The following is a 25027-nucleotide window of genomic DNA, read 5'->3' on the forward strand; positions in this document are numbered from 1 at the left end:
ATTAAAATGGCAATATTTGGTCAGTAAATTGTTTAAAGATATCGCTGGCAATTGCTTTGTCAAAAGCCTTGGCAGTTACTAAATCATAAAGCTTGGTCTTCAATAATTGCCCGAAAGATTTCTTACTGAGTTTGGGAATATCATCTCGTAGCTCATCAAATTCATCAAAGATGATTTGCTGACCAATTCCCAATTTTTCGACTTCTGTTAGGACACCTTTTATAAGTTCTTTCAACTCTTCATCAGAACTACTAATTTTCGTGTAGTCTGTTACTCGCGCTTTTCTTGCCTGCTCTATGGTATACTTGCCTTCCAGCTTCAGCTTAGCGTTAACTTCCCGACCATTCATTGAATCAATTAAACCTTGATTTTCAAGCATCCTTCCATAGTCCCAATCTTCGCCGTGATTCAATTTTACACCATTACCTTCAAGAATCCATTTGATGGAATGGTATTTTCCATCTTTATAGAGGTCGTAAAGTTTTGAAAGGATAAGGTCGAGCACACCTTCGGTGTCCAGATTTTGACGTTCGTTTAAATTAATTTCATCTGGTCGGACAATAGCATCAGAAATGAATAGCATTTTTAGATAGTAGTCAAGACCATTAATTTCATCCTTAAGGGCTTGAATTATGTTTTTAATCCTTTGGTCAACACCTAATTTGAAGCCAGTATTATAACCTCGCTTAGCTTTGAATTCATATCTAAAGTTTGTGTGTTCAGGTTCAAAGGAAGTTTTTACGTAGTCAATTACTTCGCTTTCCCAATGTTGCTTTTCTTCCTTTAGGCTTTCAAAATCTTCTTCAGTTCTTGAAGATTTATATTTATCAATCAGAGCTTCACCTTCAACCTCGTATTCTTCAATTTTATTTTGGAAATCTATCCATTTGACCTTTAAAACCATACACCTAAAATATTAGCTCGTAAAGGTATAAGAATGAAAATCTAAAATGTTAAAATTATTAAGGAAGATGTTCACAGCGGGCCAACTTTTATCTAAAAATTGACCACGCTATCCAATGCATCATCTGCATCTTTATGGATGAAGTTGGCTTGATAGTTAATGGTAGTTTTAAGGTCTGTATGGCGATACAGCTTTTGAAGCATTAGAGGATGAATATTATCTGCGGCAATATTACCAAAAGAATGACGGGCAATATGCATCGTTACTTTTTTCTGAATACCTGCTCTTTTTGCAATTTTCTTTAAATGGTCATTAAACTTTTTATTTGCCACTTTCTTCTTTCTATAAATATCCTTAGCATCCGATAAATCGGCTTTCTTCATTTCGGGAAAAACAAAATCATCATCATTTCTTCTTTCAGAAACATATTGCAGTAAGATTTTTTCCACTTGTGCAGGTATTTTCAAAGACAGTAATTTTGAATTCTTACCCATTCTATAATGCAACCTGCCATCATAAATTTTAGACCACCTTGTAAATAGAACGTCCGATACGCGCATTCCAGCAAAATAGAAACTAAACAGCCAAACATTCATCGAATGTCTTTCCATATCGGTAAGCTCAGAAACAGAAGCAAGGGCTTGTATTTCCTTTCCTGTAAGTCCTGTTTTGGTGGTTTCAGGAAACTTGATTTTAAATTTGCCAGTCCCAAACGGGTATATTTCTTTGCTTACCACTTTATCCTTGATTGCTCGATTGAAAAGTAATCGAATCAAGACCATAACATTCATAGCTGTAGTTTCAGAAAGAGAACAAGTGCCTTTAAGGTAGATTTTAAATTTTTTAATGAAGCGTTCATCTATTTCTTGAAAAGTGAGATACCTCGCTTTGCAATATTTCTCAATATAACTGAGCCAAGCAGAATCTGTAGAATGGCGATTAATCTTTTTTTCTGCTTCAAGAGCTTCAAGATGTTCGTCCGCAAAATCAAAGAAAGTGAGTTTGGAAGTTGGCTTGTAAATTTCCTTTTTAATTTGGCGTGCGGTTGCATCCTTATTATTGGTCTGTAAAACAATCAAACCTTTTCTCGCTTCTGAAAGTCTTGAAGTCAAGAGGTTGTTTAGACTTTCAGCGTTTGGATGTGATTTCTTGACCTTGAGGTTTTTTGTGTCCCAATCTTCTAACTCAATATAGTGACCTATATGTTTGTAAGTGGAACGACGGTCTTTGGTTATCCTAACGGCAAGTGGGTATAGACCCTTTGCGTTGGGCTTTTTACGAAGTATTATTTTTGCGCTTGTTGACATAGTGAACCTGTTTAGAGTACGAAAGCCAAATCAGGTACAACATTTGTCAAAAATTCACTTTAAAGATACGACTTTATTGGAACTCTTGGGTACAACATAGGTACAACAAATGTTGAAATTAACTGATATTAAATGACTTTAAATAAAATGATAAAAGACATAAATCATTGAAAATGAGGTAATTTATGTTTTATTGGTGCAAGATATACCAGACTTAGGATCTAGTGCCGCGAGGTGTGGGAGTTCGAGTCTCCCCGCCCGCACTCATAAAGGTTAAGCTTCTTGGAAACAAGAAGCTTTTTTTATTTATGAGATATTAAAATAATATGTCTTTTTTTACCCTTCGCTAAAAAGAGATATCACAGCAGAAATAGCAATACAAAAACTAGTTTGTACTTCTTGGCTGGTAAAATAGCAAACAAATTAGAAAATACTGCTGTTTTTTAGGTTTCTACTTCATCTTACTTTTGCTTCATTCAATGATTAAATAAATAAGTATGAAAAATATAAAATTTAATGGAAATATTTGGCAAACATATCACTCACTTTGGTTAGATATGTACCAATATGATTCAAAAGGCAGATATAAATTAGACTTGGTATTAAATAACACATATGTTACCCAAATGAACGTGTCTGAAATCAATTTAAAGATAACGAAAATTACTGCTTTTGATGCTAATGAAAAAGAGCACGTCGTCGTGGACTTTAAAGAATCAAGATTAATGAAAATTAAAGGCATATTTCAAGGGTATTCTATAAAATCTCAAAGTATTCCATCTTTAGGAAATGGGTCATACAAAACGTTGCGCTTTTATATTAATGATTCGGAAAGTAGCTTTGTTTGTAATGACAAAAATACAAAGTCAATATTTGGAAATAAATTTCTTGATTTTGAAATAAAAAATGGACTAAACATTACAGGCAATGAAGCGCCTGAAGCACTATTGAGATTTGATTTAGTGCCGTTTGAAAGATTTAATTATTTGAAGTCGGTAACAGATTTATTCAAAAAATCTCAATCTTTAACGGGAAAACTAGCCAATAGGTTAGGGATATTTTAAGACGTTTAATTTTGATTGGAAGTCTTTATTTTCCAACATTAAAACAATAAAAAAAAGCCAAGGATTTATACTTGGCTTTTTTTTATTGTTAAATTTTAATTAGTCTTAAATTGGAATACTTCTGATTCAGACGTATTATTTTGTCCGTCGGTCGTTAATACTCTCCAATAATACGTGTTTCCAGAAGTGACATTTACAGACATATTTGTTGCAGTTGTTGTTCCTTGGTTATTAGTTGGCGGATTAGCTGTTCCAAAAACAACATCGTAATTTACAATATCATTATCAACATCACTTCCTTTCCATTGTAAAGTTACACTGGTTGTGGAAGCTGATAACCCTGTTCCCATTTCTGGGCTTACTAATTCAGCAGGGAACGGCGCATAAGATGAAACAGCTTCTCCTGCGTTATAAAATTTCCAAGTCGCACTCTGAGCAGTTTTTGTTCCAGAATTTTTAGAAATTACATACCATGAATAGGGTGTACTTCTTAAAAGCGTTACACTAAGTTGAGAGGTAGAACTAGTATAATTCGTGGTTGTTTGAGTGTCTAAATTTTTTAAATATAATTGATAAGATTCTGCATTGGTAGCATCATTCCAATCAAAAATAACATCACTTTCCGAGCTTGTTGCGTTAGTTCCTTCAGTACATTCTGAATTCTCGTTTGGAAAAATTAAAGTAGCAACTCCTGGTGGGTCTATAATGACTGGGTCTGGACCTGGATTTGGGTCATCACCGCCTCCGCCACTGCAATTAGTAAAGCAAGGAAGATAAATGGTGAAAACAACTAAGTATATAAATAATTTTTTCATTAGTTCTTTATGATTTTAAAACTTCTAAGATCATTATTAGTAGTTACATTTAAAATGTAGATTCCTTTTGAAAAACTAGAAGCATCAATTTTTACATTATTATCAGTAGTATTTTCGGTATAAATTTGATTACCTAACATAGAATATACGGTTATCGTAGATAATTCAGAATTTAAATTACCCAAATAAATATTTATAATATTATCAGTAATAGGATTCGGAAATAGTTTCACATCCTCACCATAAAAGATGGTTTCTTTATAAAGTCCTTGACATATTTTATCGCCTTCAACACTAATTGTATTAGTTCCTTTACTTAATTGCAACTCAATATTTGATTGAGATGTTTCGGTGGTAACCCCGTTTAATGTGACCTTATAAAGAGTGCTTCCACTCATATCAAGCGAAACAGAATTTTTGGTATTACTAACTTTTGAAAGCACGGCGATATCTTCAGGTTGAGAAATAGATACATTAAAGCATTGCTTATAGTTTGATTGTCCATCAACAGTGATGCAAACATCATAGTCACCAGCTTCTAAATTATCGGCTGTATAATTTGTTGTAAATGTGTTAGTTTGATTAATTCCATTACCAATAATCGTAGCTGTATAATTTAGGTTTTGTGCGGCGGCAATAGAAATACTACCATTGTTACTGCTACGACATGTTTCTCCAGTTACCTGCAAAGAGAAATTAGTTGTTGGCAGTGTAAATACCTCACAACCGTTCACGTCTACCGTAGCGCCTAACGGCGTATTACTACACGTATCATTAACATTTAAAACACCATCACTATCTAAATCATCAGGGTTTATATATGGATTATTTCCATAAACTTTAAATTCTCCAGGAGCTAATTCTATAACAGAGGATGTGCTTGATACGTCATACGGTGTATTTTTGTTCAGTAAATTATACCAAGTTCCAGTTTCTTGAAAAACAGGATTTATATTTTGAGTCGTTAAACCAAAATTTCCAATAATAGTAACATATTTAATCTCGTTTCCAGTAGCACTAGGCAGATTTAAGTGAATGGTTTTTAGTCCAGTTGTACTGCTAGCATCTATAGTGAAATCGGTAGTTTTAAAAGCGGGAACTTTGTGTTTTAAATCTATTAGTTTTGACCATGTATTGTATATGGCCATTCTGTTAGGATCATCAAGATATTCCCAGCGGATAGGTTTGTTACCTGTTCTTCCATTAAAATTAATATCGACTTCGTAACCTAGTTCTCCAAATTGCCAAATCATTTTTGGACCTGGAACTGTAAAGAAAAAGGCACCAGCAGTTTCCATGCGTTCTAAAGCTGTATTTAAATCTTTAACATTATAATCACCACTACTTTTACCTTCGGTTAAATTTCTATACATAACGCGTTGCTCGTCATGGCTTTCCATATACGACACCGCTGACGGACCGTCAAATCCTTTAGCGGCATAGGATACATTAGAAAAGTTGGATGCTCCATTTACATGATTTCCAATAGTTGCTTCACTATAAGGTGGATCTAATCGATTCCATAGCATAATACCTTTACCTTCATTTGCTCTGTAATCTGCCCATTGTTTTTCTTCGGTGATGCCTCCTAAATGCTCAAAAATTACATAAAAATTTGGGTCGACATCCCATTGGTAATCTGCATAAAGTTTTAAAACATCAACGCGATCTTGTTGGTAACTATCTGTACAACCTCCGTCTGAAGAGGAACAATTTTGAGTGAAACCTTTGGTTAAATCCCATCTAAAGCCATCAATTTTAAATTCACTAATCCAATACTGAGTTGTCCTTTTTACATAATCTCTTGTTGCTTGTTTACTATGGTTAAAATCATTGTAAACACTATAAGCATGTGTGGCTGTTTGATTGAAGAAAGGACTGTCTGCCGAAGCTTGCCCATTATAACCTCCATTGTCAGTATTCCATAATCTGTAATAAGGATTTTGTCCTGATGCATGATTATAAACGACATCCATTATTACGGCGATACCTTTGCTATGGCACTCATCAATTAACTGCTTAAAAGCATTTGTTGTACCGTAATATTTATCTAATGCCATATGGAAAGCTGGATTATAACCCCAACTTAAGTTTCCATCGAATTCGTTTACTGGCATTAATTCTATGGCGTTTACTCCAAGAGATTCAATGTAATCTAATCGAGCTTTAACTGCATCAAAACTATGGAGTTCATCAAAATCACGAACTAAAAGCTCATAAATAACTAAGTCGGTTTTTTCAGGCCGGGTAAAATTTGTAGTCTGCCAATTATAGTCAGGATCGCCTGTTCTTAATAGTGTGACATCATACGTGGTTTGTCCACTTGGATATGCTGGTAAATTGGGATACGTTGTACTATCTAAATATTGATCTTCTGTAGGGTCTAAAATAACTGTTGAGTACGGATCTGCAACTTTAATAGTAGAGTCTACCAAATATTGATACATATGATTGAATTGAGGTGTTAACCCGGTTAACTCAATCCAAAATCGGTCTCTGGCTGTATCATGATTCATTAAGTAATTAGCATCCTCTTGCCAATTATTAAAATCGCCTATAACATGAACCGTTTGTTTTCCTGGAGCATATAAGACTAAGGTTGCTTTTGTATTGTCATTAGGATCTAGATTTATTCCATCGAGCATTCCATCGGGTACTGGAAATTGTGAAGGAAGTCTAGCCGAAAATGTTTTACTTAATACTTGGTTGCCGTCATTGGCTTCCAATATAAATTCTGTATCTTCAGTAACTGTAAAATCGTAGCTATAGCTAGTTGTTCCTGTTGCAGAATTGACTTCGATTCCATTCGCTTTTAGCGAGAAATCTGAGGTAAATATTGTTGATGCAGAAATATTGATTTGTGTACCAGAATCTACAATAACGGGGTTTTCTGTTGGAGATGTTAGTGTAAGTTGGTTAATTTCTAAATCCGTTAAGATGTCTTGCGATTTTTTATCACCATCACCATTTTTGGCTTTTACTAAGAAACCAATTCTCCCTATACCAGTTCTTGCATAAAATGTTGAAGGCACGAATGATATACTGTAGGTGTCTGACCCACTATTATATGTCAATTTGTTGGCTTCGTTAGAACTAGTCCAACTTCCATTAGTAGGGCAATCTATTCCATTTCCAAAGCTTAAATCGTAAGACCAAGCCCAAAGATATAAGGCGTTGTCAGTTACTCCCCAAGCAGCCTCATCGATACTAGTTCCATCAAATGTAACGGTAATAGTTTCGTTTTCAGTAAACGTTGGAGGACTAATAGTATACGTGATAGTTTGCTGTTGAGCAAAGCACCAATTGGTTGTTATTAAAAGAATAAGTAATATTTTTTTCATAGCATAAAATTTCTTTAAAAAGCAAAAAGGGGTTGCATAACTTTACACGACCCCTTTTTTAAACTAAAATATTAACATAAACTATTTTATCTTTTACCTAAATAATATTTAGGGCCATCAACGTCGTTAAAATCAATTGAAATAACATAGTTTCCAGCAGTTACAGCAATATTATTGTCAGCATCTCTGTCTAAAATATTATCAAGATTTGCATCACCATAATCACCGTCCCAAGTATTGTTAGGTCTGAATTTAATTTCACCATCTATAAGTGTAACATTTTCAGCGTACCAAACTCCAGGTTGAATTTCTGTTAAGGCAGCATCTGATACTTTTACATCTGGAGTATTTGCATCACCATCATGATCCCAAGTAGCATCTCCCCAATTGTTATAACCAGATCCAACAATTCCCCAGACGGTAGCCTCTTCTATGGTATAAGAATTATCCTTTAGGTCTAAAGTGACTAAGTAGTGACCTTCTGTAACGGGAATGTTATTATCGGGATCAGTGTCTAAAATACCATCAAGATTAGCATCTCCCAAATCTCCAGACCAGGTATTTAAAGGTCTGAATTTTATGAAGCCATCAAAAAGTTTTACACTAGCTTTGAATGTATCTGTAGTGTAATCATAATAAAGTTTAGCATCTAATCCACCAGAACCCCAATTATTAAACCCAGAACCCACAATTCCCCAAGAAAATGGTTCAATGGTATACGACATATCATTTGTGTCAATCGTAATTTTATAATCTCCAGCAGTAACCGGAATATTATTATCTGGATCTGCATCTAATACGCCATCAAGATTGGCATCTCCTAAATCACCTCCCCATGCATTATTCTCACGAAATTTAATTTCTCCATCAAGTAAATTAACATATGAAACTATGACACCTGGTGTACTTGTTGTGTAAAAAGGAGCATCTTTTGGCGCAGGATTTGTACTACTGTCGGCCCAGTTGTTGTACCCAGAACCAACAACACCCCAGCTAGAGATGGCAAAGCCAGTACCACCAGTACTTTGTTCTGGTAAATACAATGTTAATGCTTGAATTGAAGAATATACTTCTAAAGCATCTGTTCCGACAGAGGCTTTTAATCTGAAAGAAACTACGCCAGTATCTGGTGCTTCTGTATTAGGGTCATTATCTAAACCTAGTTCAGTTGCATAACTTAGTAATTGACCTATGGTAACAGCTAATTCGTTGCCATTGGTTTCACCAATAGTTTCAGCATCTGTAAAATCTCCGGTAATTGATTTTTCGAGTTTATAATTTACCAAGGTTGGCACACCATAATCAGCACTAGTCCAAGTGAAACGTTCACCTAAATTGCTTGACGTCGCTGGAGTTAGTACATATGATTCAAGAAAAGAATTTGTAAAACTTATTCCTGAAGAAGGTTCTTTAGCCGTAAACTTGAAATCATCATCTTGCGTACAAGAGGAGAAAGTAATAACGGCTAGCATTAATAGTCCTAAAATTTTTATATGTTTCATTTTATTTAGTTTTTAGTTTAGTATCCTGGATTTTGTTGTAAGTTAGAGTTTGCTTCTAGAGCAGTAAGTGGAATTGGAAATAATCTATAGGTATCTGGTATTGAAGTACCATCTAATGAGTTTCCTTTCCAAGGCCATAAGTAACTTCCACCTGTGAATTTTCCAAATCTAATTAGATCGGTACGTCTTTGGCCTTCAAAATTTAATTCTCTTCCACGCTCATCAATCATAAAATCTAATGTTAAAGCAGATTGTGTAATGGTGCTCGCATGAGACCGTGTTCTAACATCATTTACATATTGCGTTGCGGTACCCATGTCTGTTCCAGCAGCGCCTCTTACAGCACATTCAGCATAAATTAAATAGGCATCTGCTAATCGGAAAAGAGGGAAGTCAGTTCCTGAAAATGATGTTGGGCTTGATGGTGAATTAAAATTAGAATTTCTGAATTTAATAGAAGGATATCCATCAGTCCATTTTTTATAATCTGTCATTTCATAACTGTGACCTTCGGTCCAGAAAAGTTTAGCTCTATCATCAGTTGATGTATCTAAATCTCCAAATAATCCGTACCATGCTTTGGTTGATCTATGTCCTCCCCAACCTTCAGCAGCTCCATAATCTGATAACGTCATGGTGTCAGCACTAAGACTACCATTTACGATGTAGGTCGTGTTTCCGTAACTTTGACTGTTAACAGCATCAGCAATTAAAGGAAATATGATTTCGGGTGAACTGTCATTATCACCAGAGAAGATAGCTACAAAATTAGGATCTAACTGATATCCACCGTCATCAATAACTTTTTTAATATAAGTTGCTGCATCGTCATATCTGGGTGTTCCTGTGTATACTTCAGCGTTTAAATAAAGTTTAGCTAATAACATTTGGGCTACAGCTTTATTAGCTTGACCGTATCCATTAGTTTGTGGTAAAAGATCAATACTTGCTAATAATTCTGATTCAACATAATTAAACAATTCTGTTCTGCTTGCTTCTGGTAATGATTCAGTGGTACCAAAATTATCTTCGGTGGCTAATACACCTTTTCCGAAAACGTCAATTAAGTAATAGTAAGCTAAGGATCTGATGAAACGAACTTCACCGATAACCTGATCTTTACCTTCTACGTCAACGTTTCCTAAAACAGATAACAAGTTGTTACATTGTGGAATGGTGTAATAAATTCTATTATATAAATATTTAAAGAACTTATTATTTTCATCCCAATCAGATGTTGTTGTTAATTGGTCTAAACCATCATCACCCCATCTGTTTTTCATTGCATCTGCCGTAAAATCTTCAAGGTTTATAATTCCTCGTAAGAATGGAGATTCTCCTGGATCATCACTAACGTCTGAACTTCCTGGGCCATTTGGTCCAGATAACGCAAACGATGCGTAAAGTCGAGAGACGATACCTGCTACAGCTTGCGGGTCTTTGGCTAAAAGTTCATCCAAAGTAAGCTCTACTTTTGGATTTGTATCTAGTTCGTTGGTGCATCCTGTAAAAGAAAGCACTGTCATAACTAGAAATATATAAACTATTTTTTTCATAATTATTTTTTTAAAAGTCTAAATTAATACCCACTGTGTAAACCGTAGGTCTTGGGTAAAAATTATTATCTATAGCATTAAAATTTTCTGGATCCTGTCCGCTGTAATTAGTAAATATAAACGGATTGTTAACAGCTCCATAAATACGTAATGTGGTATCTTTCAAAACGTTTTCAATTCGGCATCCCAAAACAATATTTTCACATCTTAGGAATGATGCATCTTCAAGAAAATAATCTGAGAAAGGCACGTTTCCTATAACATTTTGAAATACAGGGTTAGCCGCTCCAGAATAAAAATCTAATACATTACTTAGACTGTTAGAGTTAACAGGAATAGCTTTATCTATCCAGCCTGAGGTTAGTCGTCTTGAGTTATAAACCAAACCACCTACTTGACCTCTTAAGCTAGTACTTAAATCCCAGTTTTTATAATTAACAGTCATACCAAAACCGTAAGTCCAATTAGGACGCATTGTTTTATAATATCTATCGTCATTAGTTATTTGATTATCACCGTTAGTATCAACAAAACCATTGAATATTGGATCGCCATTGGTATCATATACCTGTTTGAAAACCCAAGCAGAGTAAGGTTGATAGCCTACGGCATGATAACCAATAAGTACACCAGTACCAGTTGGTATTCCAGATTCATCGGCTGTAATTCTTGACGTACCTTTTAAATCGGTAACTTCTGTTCTGTTATAGCCCACATTTGAATTAAACTCAATATTTAAGTTGTCTGTTTTTATTGGGTTTAGATTTAAGTTAACTTCAAATCCTTTGCTTTCTGTAGACCCTACATTTTTTATAAAGGTATCAGATAATCCTTGTCCTGGAGGTAAAGGAGTATTAGCTAACAAGTCATTTGTGTCCTTCATGTAAAAATCTACGGAACCGCTAATAAAGCTGTGATTAAAGAAGTCAAAATCTAAACCAATATTTGAAGTGGTTGTTTTTTCCCAAGTTAAATCTGGATTAAAGGCATTTGCTGAATATAAAGAAACTCCTGGTAAATATTGACTAGAACTAGAGCCAGCAATGAATAATGGGGCAGATGGATAATATCCTACTTGACTAGTAATATCTTGTTGACCAGTTTTACCATAACCAATACGAAGCTTTAAATCGTTTACAAAATCAACATCTTTTAAAAATGATTCTTCTTTTACTTTCCAGGCAAGGGCACCGGCAGGAAAATAACCCCATCGATTTACCTTAGTAAATAATGAAGATCCATCAGCTCTAACAGATAATGTAATTAAATATTTATCTAAGATATTAATGTTTGAACGTCCAAAAAAGGATTGTAGGTTTAAAACCGTATAATATCTGTTATTTGGATTGTCAGGGTTTGGATCAATTTCCCTAATATTAGTTTCTGTATTGTAACGATAAATAACTTTGTTTCCATCATTCTTAAAATTTTGATACGAGTAACCACCTTGAATTTCAAAACGTTTTACAATACCTTCTAGCTCCTTAGCATATACTAAATAGCCATCCATTGTTGTATTGGTCAATGTCTGGTTTTCTTTATAATTTACACCTGGATTGAAAAAGTAATTTGAGTTTTCATCAAAATTATTATTGTCGTTTTTATAGGTGCTTAAGGAATTGTCAGAGTAGGTTTCTCTAATTTTAGATTTTGAAGCTTCTAGACCTAAGTTAACAACGGCTCTTAATTCAGGTAAAAAATGCATTTTATAGTCAAATTCTATGTTACCTAGAAATTTATAAACGTTTTCTGGTCGTTGTCTTTGTTCCAATATAGCTAAAGGATTCGATTGTCCATCAATAACGTAGGTTGATGGTGTGTCGCTATTTGAACTCTCTTGAAATCTTATGGGTTGATAATAATTTCCAAATCGATTGTCTGCTGCACTATTATACACAGGTTTTGTGGGATCCATATTAACAGCACCACCTAAAGCGCCACCTTCATCAATGGCATTCTTTTCAGAATATAATCCTTTTGCATTAAAATCAATTTTTAAATGATCGTCAAGAAGCATCGGTGTTGCTTTAACAGACATGCTATAACGCTCATAATCATTAGTTTTTACGATACCCTCATTTTTGGTATAGCCTAATGACCCTCTAAACGGTATTTTACCAAAAAGGTTGGCACGAGCACTAAAATTACTATTAGATGATATGGACGTTCTGTAAATAGCATCTTGCCAATCTGTATTATAAATAGCCCTGCCATTAATTATTTGGGAAACTGGCTCATTAGTTTGAACACTATTAATAGGAACGCCTAAGTAACCTACAAAATCTGGATGGTAATCTTGAATAAAATTAACAAACTGATTACCAGTCATTAAATCTATTTTATCACTTACATTACTTACGGAAACATCTGATGAAAAATTATATTTCACATCTCCAGATGTTCCTTTTTTAGTTGTAATAATAATAACTCCATTGGAAGCTCTAGAACCATAGATGGCAGTTGCCGAAGCATCTTTTAAAACACTGAAACTTTCAATGTCATTTGGATTGATTAATGATAAAGGGTTTCCTACACCTGCTGGATTCGTGTTATCGATAGGAATTCCGTCAATAACAATTAATGGACTGTTGTTAGCATTTAAAGACGAACCACCTCTAATACGAATATTTGGAGCAGAATCTGGTTGACCTCCATTAGATGTTATTCTAACGCCAGCTAACTTTCCAGTTAGTAATTGATCGGCCGAAAGCACCGCTCCTTTATTAAAATCTTTAGAGGAAATAACATCTACAGATCCTGTTAAATCTTCTTTTTTAACACTACCATAACCAATAATAACTACCTCGTCTAGTTGGGCAGTATTTTCTACAAGTTGAATGTTTAATGTGGATTGCCCTGTATAGGTTATTTCTACAGGATTATAACCTACATAGGAGAACACAATAACATCTCCGTTGTTTACATTAATTTGATAGTTCCCATCAAAATCCGTCGCCGTTCCAGTAGCAGTTCCTTTAATAAGGATATTTACTCCTGGAAGCGGTATTGAAGTTGATTGTTCTGTTACAGTTCCTTTAAGAGTCGTTTGTCCAAAAATACAAATTGGAGCAAAGAATAAGAGAAACAGTAAGCTGTTTACAGTTGTTTTCATACAATACTTTGAATTAGTGTAATAATTAGTTTGTTATATTTTCACTTCTCGGGTTAAAACAACGTAAATTTAAAGTAAACTTTTAACAAAAAATTATCATTTCCTCAACGAAAACGTTTGCATGTTGACAACTTTTACGGAATTCGTAACGGAAACGTTTGCGTGTTGAGAACTTTGTGGTTTTTTATGTAACTAGGGAGAAAAAGTATTAAATTAGCTTTAAAATAAGATTTCAATAAATTACATTAATAGGTTTATAAATTATGAAACGAAAAGTAACCTTAAAGCAAATAGCCAAAGAACTAGATGTTTCAATATCAACAGTTTCAAGAGCGCTAAGCAACAGCAAAGAAATAGGAGAGGAAACACGACAGAAAATTCAAGCATTTGCTAAGTTCTATAATTATAAACCTAACAATATTGCGTTAAGTTTAAAAAACAGGAAAACAAAAACAATAGGTATTTTGATACCTGAAATTGTACATCACTTTTTTTCAACGGTTATTAGAGGAATTGAAATTGTTGCCAATAAAAGAGGTTATAATGTTATTATTGGGTTATCAAATGAGTCTTTTAGTAAAGAGGTTATCAATATGGAAATGCTTGCCAATGGAAGTATAGACGGCTTTATTTTGTCTATTTCTAAAGAAACCTTATTAAAACAGGATTATCATCATTTTAAAGAAACCATTAGTCAAGGTATCCCCATAGTTATGTTTGACAGGGTAGTTAATGAAGTGGATTGCGATAAAGTTATTGTTGATGATTTTAAAGGCTCTGTAAATGCGGTTAAAAAATTAATATCAACTGGCTGTAAAAACATAGCATTAATAACAACAATGGATTATGTGAGTGTTGGCAAATTAAGAACACAGGGGTATTTGCGTGCGTTACAAGAAAGTCATATGAATCCTAAGGCCAGTTTAATTTTAAAATTAGATGATAGTTTGGCACTTGAAGAACATTTAGATATTCTAGAAAATGAAATTGAACAGTTTTTTAATAGTAATACTAAAATTGATGGGGTGTTTGCGGTTAATGAATTGTATGCAGTCACAGCTATGAAAGTAGCCAGAAAATTAAATTTTAATATTCCTGAAGATATTCAAGTTATTGGTTTTACAGATGGTGTCTTATCCAAACATGCAAGACCAAGTTTAACAACTGTAAGTCAACATGGACAAAAAATGGGGGAGCAAGCTGCTCATTTATTGATTGATAGATTAGAACTTGATGATGACGATGAGTCAGATACGTATATTGATGAAAATGAGATAGATAGTGATTTTAAAACCGTGGTTATAGAAACAGGGTTAATAGAAAGGGATTCAACTAAATAAATTTTTTTAGTTGGTCGAATTAATTTATTTTATATCTTTGACCCATATCGAAACTTATATTTTCACTTCTCACCAAAAAGTTTTGATAAGTAATATGCTTATCAAATAGTAATCATTTTAACTTACTATTTATGGAAAAGCGTAGACTGAGTTTCTGGGAAATATGGAACATGAGTTTTGGTTTCTTAGGAATTCAAATGGGTTTTGCCCTACAAAATGCCAATGCTAGTCGCATATTGCAAATTTTTGGAGCCGATGTTGATGAGCTATCATGGTTTTGGATAATAGCACCCTTAATGGGACTTATCGTTCAGCCCATAATAGGTCATTATAGTGACAAAACTTGGGGACGCTTTGGACGACGTAAGCCTTACTTTTTAACAGGCGCCTTATTGGCATCTATTGGCTTAATTTTAATGCCGCAAGCAGATATTTTTATTGCATTTTTGCCAGCTCTTTGGGTTGGTGCTGGAATGCTTATGATTATGGATGCATCTTTCAATATCGCCATGGAGCCTTTTCGGGCTTTGGTAGGTGATAATCTTAGAACCGATCAACGTACTTTAGGCTTTAGTGTTCAAACGGCACTTATTGGCTTTGGAGCTGTTGTAGGGTCTTGGTTGCCATACGTTTTAACAAATTGGTTTGGAGTGTCCAATAGAACTGCAGAAGGCGAAGTTCCCTTTAATTTAATCTTATCTTTCATTATAGGGGCGGTTATTTTAATCATATCAATTTTAGTAACCGTATTATCGACTAAGGAATATTCACCAGAAGAATTAGAACATTTTGAAGTTGCTAAGTCCGATTCTGAAATTATTTCAATGGATGAAGAAGTAAAGGAATCTAGTTTATTAGACATTTTTGATGATTTTAGAAAGATGCCGGTTACTATGCGCCAGTTAAGTTGGGTGCAGTTCTTTTCATGGTTTGGGCTTTTTGGTATGTGGGTTTTTGCAACACCAGCCATTGCACAACATATCTATGGATTGTCGTATACAGACAGTAGTAGTGCAACCTATCAAGATGCAGGAGATTGGATAGGAGTTCTTTTTGGAGTTTATAATTTAATATCAGCATTTTATGCCTTTGCATTGCCATACATTGCAAAAAAAATAGGAAGAAAACGAACTCATGCACTTTCATTAATTATTGGTGGTTTAGGACTATTATCTATTTACATTATGCCAGATAAAAATTGGCTTATTGTTTCTATGATTGGAGTAGGAATTGCTTGGGCGAGTATTCTAGCCATGCCTTATGCTATTTTAGCAGGTTCTATTTCTCCAAAAAAGATGGGGGTTTACATGGGAATTTTTAATTTTTTCATTGTGATACCTCAAATTATTAATGCATTAATTGGTGGACCATTGGTTAAATATGCTTATGATAATCATGCAATTTTCGCTTTAATGTTAAGTGGTGTTAGTTTTTTAATAGCAGCAGCGTTGGTGTATAAAGTGAAAGATGTAGATGATGTAATACAATCATAAATGATGAACAAAAAAGGATTTATATTCGATTTGGACGGCGTAATTGTAGATACAGCAAAGTATCACTTTTTAGCATGGAAAAAATTGGCCAATAGTATTGGTGTAGATTTTACCGAAATCCAAAACGAACAACTTAAAGGTGTTAGTCGTATTGAATCGCTTCAGAAAATTTTAAAATGGGGCAACAAAACCCTTTCAGAGGCAGAATTTAATCGGTTAATGTCAATGAAGAATGAAGATTATCTGAGCTATATTGATAAAATGAATAGGTCAGAAATCTTGCCAGATGTTACAAAAATATTAGATTTTTTAATAGAAAATAATCAACCAATTGCCTTAGGGTCAGCAAGTAAAAATGCACCAGAAATTCTTAATAAAGTAAACTTATTTAATCAGTTTAATGCTATTGTAGACGGTAATGCTGTTACAAAAGCAAAACCTGACCCAGAAGTATTTTTAAAGGCTGCCGAAGCGATTCAAATTAAACCAGAAGATTGTATTGTTTTTGAAGATTCTGTCGCCGGAATTCAAGCAGCCAATGCGGCTAATATGATTTCTGTTGGAATTGGAGAGAAACAGGTTCTTTTTGAAGCTGATTATATTTTTAAAGATTTTACCCAGATAAGCACACATTTCATAACAAAACTTATCGAAAAATAAAAAAAATAAAAAACCAAAGAAATAAGACAATTAGAAAGTAAATCAAGCTACGAATTACACTAATGAAGCTGCTTGGTGTCTATTGTCTAAAATTGAAAGAATATGAATCAAGATTATATTAAACCAGATAATTGGTCCATCATAGAAGAAGGCTTTGATATTAATAAAGTAAAATCTTCAGAGAGTTTATTCAGTATTGGTAATGGAGCTATGGGGCAGCGTGCTAATTTCGAAGAGCATTACTCAGGACCAACATTTCAAGGAAGTTATATTGCAGGTGTTTATTACCCCGATAAGACTCGAGTTGGTTGGTGGAAAAACGGCTATCCGGAATATTTTGCAAAAGTATTGAATGCACCTAATTGGATAGGAATTAATGTAACTGTCAATGGAGAAGCATTAGACTTATTTACGTGTGTAAAAGTAGAAAACTTTCGCAGAGAACTTAATATGCAGGAAGGTTGGTTGTCGAGAAGTTTTAAAGCTACGTTGCAAAACCGTACAGAAATACAAGTAGAAACCAAACGATTTCTGAGTTTGGATGTCGATGAGGTCGGTGCTATTGAATATAACGTTACTCCTTTAAACAATGATGCAGACATAAATTTCACACCCTATTTAGATAGTGGTATTACCAATGAAGACTCTAATTGGGATGATAAATTTTGGGATGTTTTGAGTGTGTATTATGAAAATAATCATGCTTGCATATTGTCTCGTACCATGAAAACTCATTTTTATGTGTGTACATCAATGAGAACATTGGTGTCATTAAATGGTACTGTTTTAAATCAAAAAAATAAAGTAAAGGAGACTGCTAACTATATTGAATTTCAATATGAAAATAAAATAAGTAGAGGAGATACCTTAACGCTTACAAAATTTGGTGGTTACACGGTTGATAGAAATCACGATAAAAACGAATTGATATCGGTAGCCAAAGGAACACTTGACGGTATTATCAAAAAGGGGTTTAATGCGCTTCTGGACATGCAAAAAGCAGCTTGGGCTAAAATTTGGGAGATGGCAGATATTACTATTCAAGGCGATGTGAAAGCACAACAAGGAATACGTTTTAATATTTTTCAGTTAAATCAAACCTATTTGGGTAAAGACGCTCGATTAAATATTGGTCCAAAAGGATTTACCGGAGAAAAATATGGAGGAAGTACGTATTGGGATACTGAGGCCTATTGTATACCATTTTATTTAGCCACCAAAAATCAAAAGGTAGCAAGAAATTTATTGAAATACCGTTATCACCACCTTGATAAAGCTATTGAAAATGCTGAAAAATTAGGATTTACCAATGGAGCCGCTTTATATCCAATGGTGACCATGAATGGTGAAGAGTGTCACAATGAATGGGAAATTACCTTTGAAGAAATTCACCGTAATGGAGCTATAGCATATGCAATATTCAATTATCATCGTTTTACCTCAGATTATAGTTATATTCCTGAAAAAGGATTAGAGGTTTTAATAGGTATTGCTCGCTTTTGGCATCAACGCGCTACTTTTTCAGAAGCTAGAAAAAAGTATGTTATTCTTGGTGTAACAGGACCAAATGAATACGAAAATAACGTAAACAATAATTTCTATACCAATTATATAGCCAAGTGGTGTATTAACTATGCTGTTGAAAATATAGATATTGTTGAAAAAGACTATCCTTCAGATTTTACAAGAATCATGAACAAGGTGAAGCTTTCTAAAGCTGAAATAACACAATGGAAAGCGGTGGCAGACGAAATGTATTTCCCTTATTCAGAAGAGAAACAAGTGTATTTACAACAAGATGGCTTTTTGGATAAAGAATTAATTGCAGCGGAAAACCTTGATGCATCACAACGACCTATCAATCAAAAATGGTCTTGGGATCGGATTTTGCGTTCTCCATATATTAAACAAGCAGATACGCTTCAAGGGTTTTACTTTTTCGAAGATGATTTTACCACGGAAGAATTAGAGCGTCATTTTGATTTCTATGAGCCATTTACGGTTCATGAAAGCTCGTTATCTCCATGTGTTCACAGTATTCAAGCAGCTAAATTAAACCGAATGGAGCAGGCGTATACCTTTTACCTGCGCACCTCACGCCTAGATTTAGATGATTACAATCATGAAGTGCATGAAGGGTTGCATATAACAAGTATGGCAGGAACCTGGATGAGTATTGTAGAAGGTTTCGGTGGTATGCGCGTTAAAAATAATAGGCTGTCGTTTAATCCTAAAATACCAAAACAATGGGAAACTTACTCTTTTAAAATTAATTTCAGAAATCAAATTTTAAAAGTTAATGTGTGTCAAAACGAAATTCATTTTGAGTTAGAAGGAACGTCTGCTTTAGATATTATGGTTCATGATAAATTGGTTTCAATACGTCCTCATAGTTTAGTTACGGTGTAGTTTATAAAATTTAAAAAAATGAAGAATTTCTTTTATATCGTTTCAATTTTTGTCATTACCTTTTGTTGGTCTTGTAAAAATAAGTCTTTAGAAAAACCAATAGAACATATGACTTCAGAACCTATTGTTGAACACCATGATATTCAAAGATTAGAACCTTCTAATTGGTGGATTGGATTTAAGAATTCAAAACTTGAATTATTGGTACATGAAGATGATATTTCAAAGGCAACTCCTGAAATATCTTATAACGGTGTTTCTATTGAAAAGGTAAGTAAAGGAACCAGTCCAAATTATTTGTTTATAGATTTAAACATTTCAGAATCTACAAAGCCAGGAAAATTCAATATTGTTTTCAAATTTGAAAATGGCGAACAAAAAATTCAAACTTACGAGCTAAAATCAAGAACAAAGTCAGCTGAAGATTATATAGGTTTTAATAGTAGTGATGCTATTTATTTAATTACGCCAGATCGTTTTGCAAATGGTGACACGTCTAATGATGTGAATTTAAATTTAGAAGAAACAACAATTAACAAACAGGATGATTATGCAAGACATGGCGGTGACATTAAAGGAATTATTAATCATTTAGACTATATAGATGATATGGGCTTTACGGCCATTTGGCCTTGCCCATTGTTAACCAATGACATGCCTAGGACATCTTACCATGGTTATGCTATGACTGATTTTTATCAAGTTGATCCACGTTTTGGAACCCTTTCAGAATATAAGGAACTTGCCGATAAAGCCAGAGAAAAGGGTATAAAATTAATTATGGATCAGGTGGTTAATCATTGCGGAAGTGAGCATTGGTGGATGAAAGATTTACCGTTTTCTGATTGGGTAAATCAGCAAAAATCGTTTGAGAATCATACACAATTAAAAAATTCCAATCATAGACGAACAAGTAATCAAGACTTGTATGCTTCAGAAAAAGATAAGCATGAAATGAGTGATGGGTGGTTTGTACCGGCAATGCCAGATTTAAATCAAAAAAACCCACATATGGCAACCTATTTAATACAAAATAGTATTTGGTGGGTTGAAACATTGGGTCTTGGTGGTATTAGGCAAGATACTTATCCGTATTCAGATAAAACATTTTTGTCTCATTGGGCTGGCGCAATAATGACTGAATATCCCAATTTCAGTATTGTAGGCGAAGAGTGGAGCTATAATCCTTTAATTGTTGGGTATTGGCAAAAGGGTATGAATAACAAAGATGGGTATGAATCTAATTTGAGATCACCTATGGATTTCCCCATGCAACGAAATATAGTCAATGGCTTAAATGAAAACGAACAATGGGATAGAGGATTTGTAAAAATGTATGAAGGTTTGGCTAATGATTTCCATTATGCAAAACCTGAAGATTTTATGATTTTTGCTGACAATCATGATATGAGTAGAATATTTACCCAGCTGCATGAAGATGCTGTGAAGACAAAAATGGCGTTAGCTTACGTTTTCACAGTTCCAAGAATTACACAGTTTTATTATGGTACCGAAATATTAATGAGTGACTCGGCACAACCAGGCGATCACGGTTTAATCAGGTCAGATTTCCCTGGTGGATGGGAAGGAGATGCCGTTAATGCCTTTACAGGAGAAGGGTTAACAGACGCTCAAAAAGACATGCAATTGTTTGTAAAAAAACTGGTTAATTATAGAAAACACAGTAATGCGATTCACGAAGGTAAAACCATTCATTTTGCTCCTGAAAATGGGGTATATGTTTTGTTTAGAGTGTTAGATGATGAGATTGTAATAAACATTTTAAATAAAAACAAGCAAGAAACAACTCTTGATTTAAGCAGATTTGAAGAAATAGGACTCAAAGGAAAATCGGTTAAAAATATAATTACTGATGAGGTTTTTAAATGGGGAGATACTTTAGAATTAAAACAAGAAGGGGCTCTTTTATTAACTACAAAGCTTAAATAAAAGATAATAGGAATGTTGAAAGGATTGTTGTTTTTATTCTCTTTTTTAATGGTGTTAAAGTCATTGGCACAAGTGACCTTTATAGTTAATGAATTTCCCGAAAAAACATTAGAAACTAATTCGGTATATCTATCTGGTAATTTTGAAGGCTGGTCTGGAGGACAAGAAGCCTATAAACTGAAGCACGAAAAGAAAGTGTTTAGTATTACAATTCCTGAATATAAAGAAGCAATTAATTTTAAATTCACATTAGGTAATTGGGATACCGTAGAGTGTAATAAAGATGGAAGCGCTATTGAAAACAGAAATTATGTTTTCAATAAGCCCAACGACACCGTGTATGTTGCTATTTCAAATTGGACTTCGCCTAGAGATCAAAACAAATTGAAAGTTTCTACAGCTGCAAAAAATGTATATGTTTTTTCTGAAAACTTTAAAATTCCACAATTAAATAGAACCAGAAAAATATCTATTTATTTACCACCAAATTATAACGAGACAGAAGACAACTATCCTGTTTTGTACATGTTGGATGGACAAAATATGTTTGATACAGCTACCTCTTATTCTGGAGAATGGGAGGTAGATGAACAACTTAATACGTTATACAATCAAACAGGAAAAAGTTTTATTGTTGTAGCTATTAATCATGGAAATGAAAAACGAATAAATGAATATTCGGTTTGGGATAATGAAAAATATGGAATAGGTGAGGGAGAGGCGTTTCTAGACTTTCTTGTTAACACCTTAAAACCCCAAGTAGATAAACTTTGCCGGACAAAACCTGATAGTGCAAATACAGCTATTATAGGATCTTCGGTGGGTGGTTTGTTTTCACATTATGCAGCAATAAAAAGACCAGATGTGTTTGGTAAAGCCGCTGTTTTTTCTCCTTCTTTTTGGTATGCGAATGAATGTTTTTCATTCACGAAAACGCATGTTAAAAACGCCTGTAATTCTAAGCTTTACTATTTGGCTGGTGATAGTGAGAGCGAAGCAATGGTAGAAAACATAAATGAAATGATAGCTTTAATGAAGAATCAAAATTTTCCAGAAGATAATATAATGGAAAAGATTGTTCTTAACGGAAAACACAATGAATCACTTTGGAGATCAGGGTTTACAGATGCGATGTGTTGGTTGTTTTCCGAAAAAAATAAAACAAAATGAAGATTTTTAAAGTTGTAATAATATTTCTCTTTTTTGGAGGGCATTTACTGTCACAAAACACTCATAGGTTATTTAAAGAGGCGACGGAAAAAGGAAATCATTTAGAAATAAAGGTGTCTGACGGAACCTATCACATTGAATTTTACAATCCGCAAATTATTGAAACCAGTTTTATTCCTACAGGAGAAACATTCAATCCAAAATCGCATGCTGTTGTTTTAAAACCAAAAATGGTAAAAACAGAGTTAACAGATACCAATAATTATGTTGTCTATAAAACGGAAGGAATTTCACTTTCAATTCAAAAACAACCCTTTCAAATAGCTTATTCTTATAAAGGGAAGCCTATTATTTCAGAAAAGGCAGGTTATGTAAAAAATGACAGTTTAGAAACCATTCAATTCAATCTTACCAAAGACGAGGTTTTATATGGAGGAGGAGCACGAGCTTTAGGAATGAATAGGCGTGGTTACCGTTTGCAGTTGTATAATAGAGCGCATTATGGGTATGAAACCCATTCAGAACTCATGAACTTCACCTTGCCAATTGTGATGTCTTCTAAAGAATATATGATTCATTTTGATAATGCTCCTATTGGTTTTTTAGATTTAGATAGCAAGAAGGATAACACACTTAGTTACGAAACTATTTCGGGACGTAAAACCTATCAAGTTATTGTAGGAGACTCATGGTTAGACCTTATAAATAATTACACAGATTTAACAGGAAAACAACCCATGCCAGCGCGGTGGGTTTTAGGTAATTTCTCAAGTCGGTTTGGGTATCATTCACAGAAAGAGGTAGAAGCAACTATTGCTAAATTTAAAGAGGAAAATATTCCTGTTGATGCTGTTATTCTGGATTTATATTGGTTTGGAAAAGAGGTAAAAGGAACCATGGGTAATCTTCAAGTTTATAAGGATTCTTTTCCTGATTTTGAAGGTATGGTATCACGTTTAAAAAGTAAAGGGGTAAAGACAGTATTGATAACAGAGCCTTTTGTTTTAACAACATCAAAGCGCTGGCAAGAGGCTGTAGAAGAGGATGTGTTAGCAAAGGATTCTCTTGGTAACCCTGCTAGGTATGATTTCTTTTTTGGGAATACAGGCTTGATCGACATCTACAAACCAAAAGCAGAACAGTGGTTTTGGAATATTTATAAAGGATTAGCTAATAAAGGTGTAGAAGGCATTTGGGGTGACTTAGGAGAACCCGAACTACATCCGTCGTGGTTAAAACATGCTACAGGGACAGCCGATGAAGTTCATAACATTTACGGAATGGATTGGGCACGTTTGGTTTATGAAGGTTATCAGCGAGATTTTCCAAATAAGCGACCATTTATTTTAATGCGCGCCGGGTATTCCGGTTCTCAGCGATATGGACTCATTCCATGGTCTGGCGATGTGAATAGAACCTGGGGAGGCTTACAATCTCAACCCGAAATTGCGCTTCAAATGGGTATGCAAGGACTGGCTTATATGCATTCTGATTTGGGAGGATTTGCAGGTGCCAATTTAGATGACAACTTGTATACACGTTGGTTGCAGTACGGTGTTTTTCAACCTATTTATAGACCACATGCACAAGAAGATGTACCAAGCGAACCTGTTTTTAGAAGTGAAAAAGCAAAAGCGCTCGCCAAACAATCCATAGAATTACGTTACAAGTTATTGCCCTATAATTACAATCTTGTTTTTCAAAATAATCAAACAGGAGCACCATTAATGCGCCCCTTGTTTTTTGAAGAACCAAACAATGATTCTCTTAAAACTAAGGCGTCAGAATATTTATGGGGACACGATTTTTTGGTGTCACCTATTTTAAAAGATAGCGTCTACACAAAACAAGTTTACTTTCCTAAAAACAATAACTGGTTTGATTTTTACACAGATGAACTCGTTGAAGGCGGACAAACCAAGAATGTTAAAACTAACGAAAATTCTATTCCTACTTTTGTAAGGGGAGGAGCATTTGTACTTATGGCAAAACCTATGCAAAGTACCAAAGCATATAATGGTAATGATTTAGAACTGCACTATTATAATGACACTTCAATAGTTGAAAGTGAACGTCAGTTTTATAATGATGATGGAAAAACATCAAAAGCTTTTGAAAAAGGACAGTATGAGTTGTTAGAATTTGAATTTGAATCTGAAAAAAAACAGGTTGAGTTTGAATTTGAATCTGAAATAGGTGAAAATTATTCTCCTTCAATCAAACACATTGAACTCATTGTTCATAATTTTAAAAAGGAGCCAAAACGAATAAAAGTAGAGGGCAAACGTGTTGAAATTAAATGGAGTAAGGATAATAAAACACTAGTTGTACCTATAACATGGAATACAAAGAATGAGTTAGAAATTAAAATAAAAATTTAAAAATTAGTACGATGATTAAAACC

General features: G+C 34.1%; 15 protein-coding genes. 8 read left to right on the top strand and 7 right to left on the bottom strand.

All coding sequences use genetic code 11. The features are described from left to right. Position 1: 1 nt before the first annotated feature. Both G5V56_RS16330 and G5V56_RS16335 read right to left on the bottom strand, forming a co-directional pair. On the bottom strand, positions 2-904 hold the full coding sequence (locus G5V56_RS16330; RefSeq protein ID WP_166967067.1) for a hypothetical protein: 903 nt from the start codon (positions 902-904) through the stop codon (positions 2-4). A 92-nt stretch (positions 905-996) separates the two neighbouring features. Then, positions 997-2211 carry a site-specific integrase gene (locus G5V56_RS16335; RefSeq protein WP_166967068.1) on the bottom strand — a complete coding sequence of 405 codons (1215 nt, stop codon included), beginning with the start codon at positions 2209-2211 and terminating at the stop codon, positions 997-999. A 497-nt stretch (positions 2212-2708) separates the two neighbouring features. Here G5V56_RS16335 and G5V56_RS16340 point away from each other — a divergent pair, with 497 nt between their 5' ends. After that, entirely contained in the window at positions 2709-3275 is a 567-nt protein-coding gene (locus tag G5V56_RS16340) for a hypothetical protein (RefSeq protein ID WP_166967070.1), read from the top strand. A 95-nt stretch (positions 3276-3370) separates the two neighbouring features. Here G5V56_RS16340 and G5V56_RS16345 read toward each other — a convergent pair whose 3' ends face one another. From G5V56_RS16345 to G5V56_RS16365, 5 genes are all read right to left on the bottom strand, one after another. Continuing rightward, positions 3371-4090 carry a hypothetical protein gene (locus G5V56_RS16345; RefSeq protein ID WP_166967072.1) on the bottom strand — a complete coding sequence of 240 codons (720 nt, stop codon included), beginning with the start codon at positions 4088-4090 and terminating at the stop codon, positions 3371-3373. Further along, positions 4090-7431, bottom strand: coding sequence for an alpha-amylase family glycosyl hydrolase (locus tag G5V56_RS16350; protein WP_166967074.1), 3342 nt, complete (start codon positions 7429-7431; stop codon positions 4090-4092). The genes G5V56_RS16345 and G5V56_RS16350 overlap by 1 nt, the downstream gene beginning before the upstream one ends. Positions 7432-7517: 86 nt before the next feature. Further along, positions 7518-8933, bottom strand: coding sequence for a SusE domain-containing protein (locus G5V56_RS16355; protein WP_166967076.1), 1416 nt, complete (start codon positions 8931-8933; stop codon positions 7518-7520). 17 nt (positions 8934-8950) lie between these two features. Further along, positions 8951-10489 carry a RagB/SusD family nutrient uptake outer membrane protein gene (locus G5V56_RS16360; protein ID WP_166967078.1) on the bottom strand — a complete coding sequence of 513 codons (1539 nt, stop codon included), beginning with the start codon at positions 10487-10489 and terminating at the stop codon, positions 8951-8953. 10 nt (positions 10490-10499) lie between these two features. Further along, positions 10500-13601, bottom strand: coding sequence for a SusC/RagA family TonB-linked outer membrane protein (locus tag G5V56_RS16365; protein WP_166967080.1), 3102 nt, complete (start codon positions 13599-13601; stop codon positions 10500-10502). Positions 13602-13864: 263 nt separating this feature from the next. On the opposite strand from G5V56_RS16365, the gene G5V56_RS16370 reads away from it, so the two are divergent. The 7 genes from G5V56_RS16370 (at position 13865) to G5V56_RS16400 (ending at position 25004) form a co-directional block, all read left to right on the top strand. Beyond that, positions 13865-14941 carry a LacI family DNA-binding transcriptional regulator gene (locus G5V56_RS16370; RefSeq protein WP_166967081.1) on the top strand — a complete coding sequence of 359 codons (1077 nt, stop codon included), beginning with the start codon at positions 13865-13867 and terminating at the stop codon, positions 14939-14941. Positions 14942-15072: 131 nt separating this feature from the next. Further along, positions 15073-16434, top strand: a complete 1362-nt coding sequence (locus G5V56_RS16375) for an MFS transporter (RefSeq protein ID WP_166967083.1) — start codon at positions 15073-15075, stop codon at positions 16432-16434. A gap of 3 nt (positions 16435-16437) precedes the next feature. Further along, positions 16438-17094, top strand: a complete 657-nt coding sequence (gene pgmB, locus G5V56_RS16380; RefSeq protein WP_166967290.1) for a beta-phosphoglucomutase — start codon at positions 16438-16440, stop codon at positions 17092-17094. 102 nt (positions 17095-17196) lie between these two features. Further along, positions 17197-19503 (top strand): glycoside hydrolase family 65 protein, encoded by a 2307-nt coding sequence (locus G5V56_RS16385; protein ID WP_166967085.1) that lies wholly within the window; start codon positions 17197-17199, stop codon positions 19501-19503. An 18-nt stretch (positions 19504-19521) separates the two neighbouring features. Beyond that, entirely contained in the window at positions 19522-21453 is a 1932-nt protein-coding gene (locus G5V56_RS16390; RefSeq protein ID WP_166967087.1) for a glycoside hydrolase family 13 protein, read from the top strand. A 12-nt stretch (positions 21454-21465) separates the two neighbouring features. Then, the gene (locus tag G5V56_RS16395) at positions 21466-22623 is read left to right on the top strand and encodes an alpha/beta hydrolase (RefSeq protein WP_166967089.1); all 1158 of its coding nucleotides are present in this window, start codon (positions 21466-21468) and stop codon (positions 22621-22623) included. Beyond that, positions 22620-25004: a glycoside hydrolase family 31 protein gene (locus tag G5V56_RS16400; protein WP_166967091.1), complete on the top strand. Its 2385-nt coding sequence runs from the start codon at positions 22620-22622 to the stop codon at positions 25002-25004. Before G5V56_RS16395 ends, G5V56_RS16400 begins: the two co-directional genes overlap by 4 nt. Positions 25005-25027: the final 23 nt, after the last annotated feature.

Origin of the sequence: Yeosuana marina (assembly GCF_011762485.1) — a bacterium.
Classification (GTDB): Bacteria; Bacteroidota; Bacteroidia; order Flavobacteriales; family Flavobacteriaceae; genus Yeosuana; species Yeosuana marina.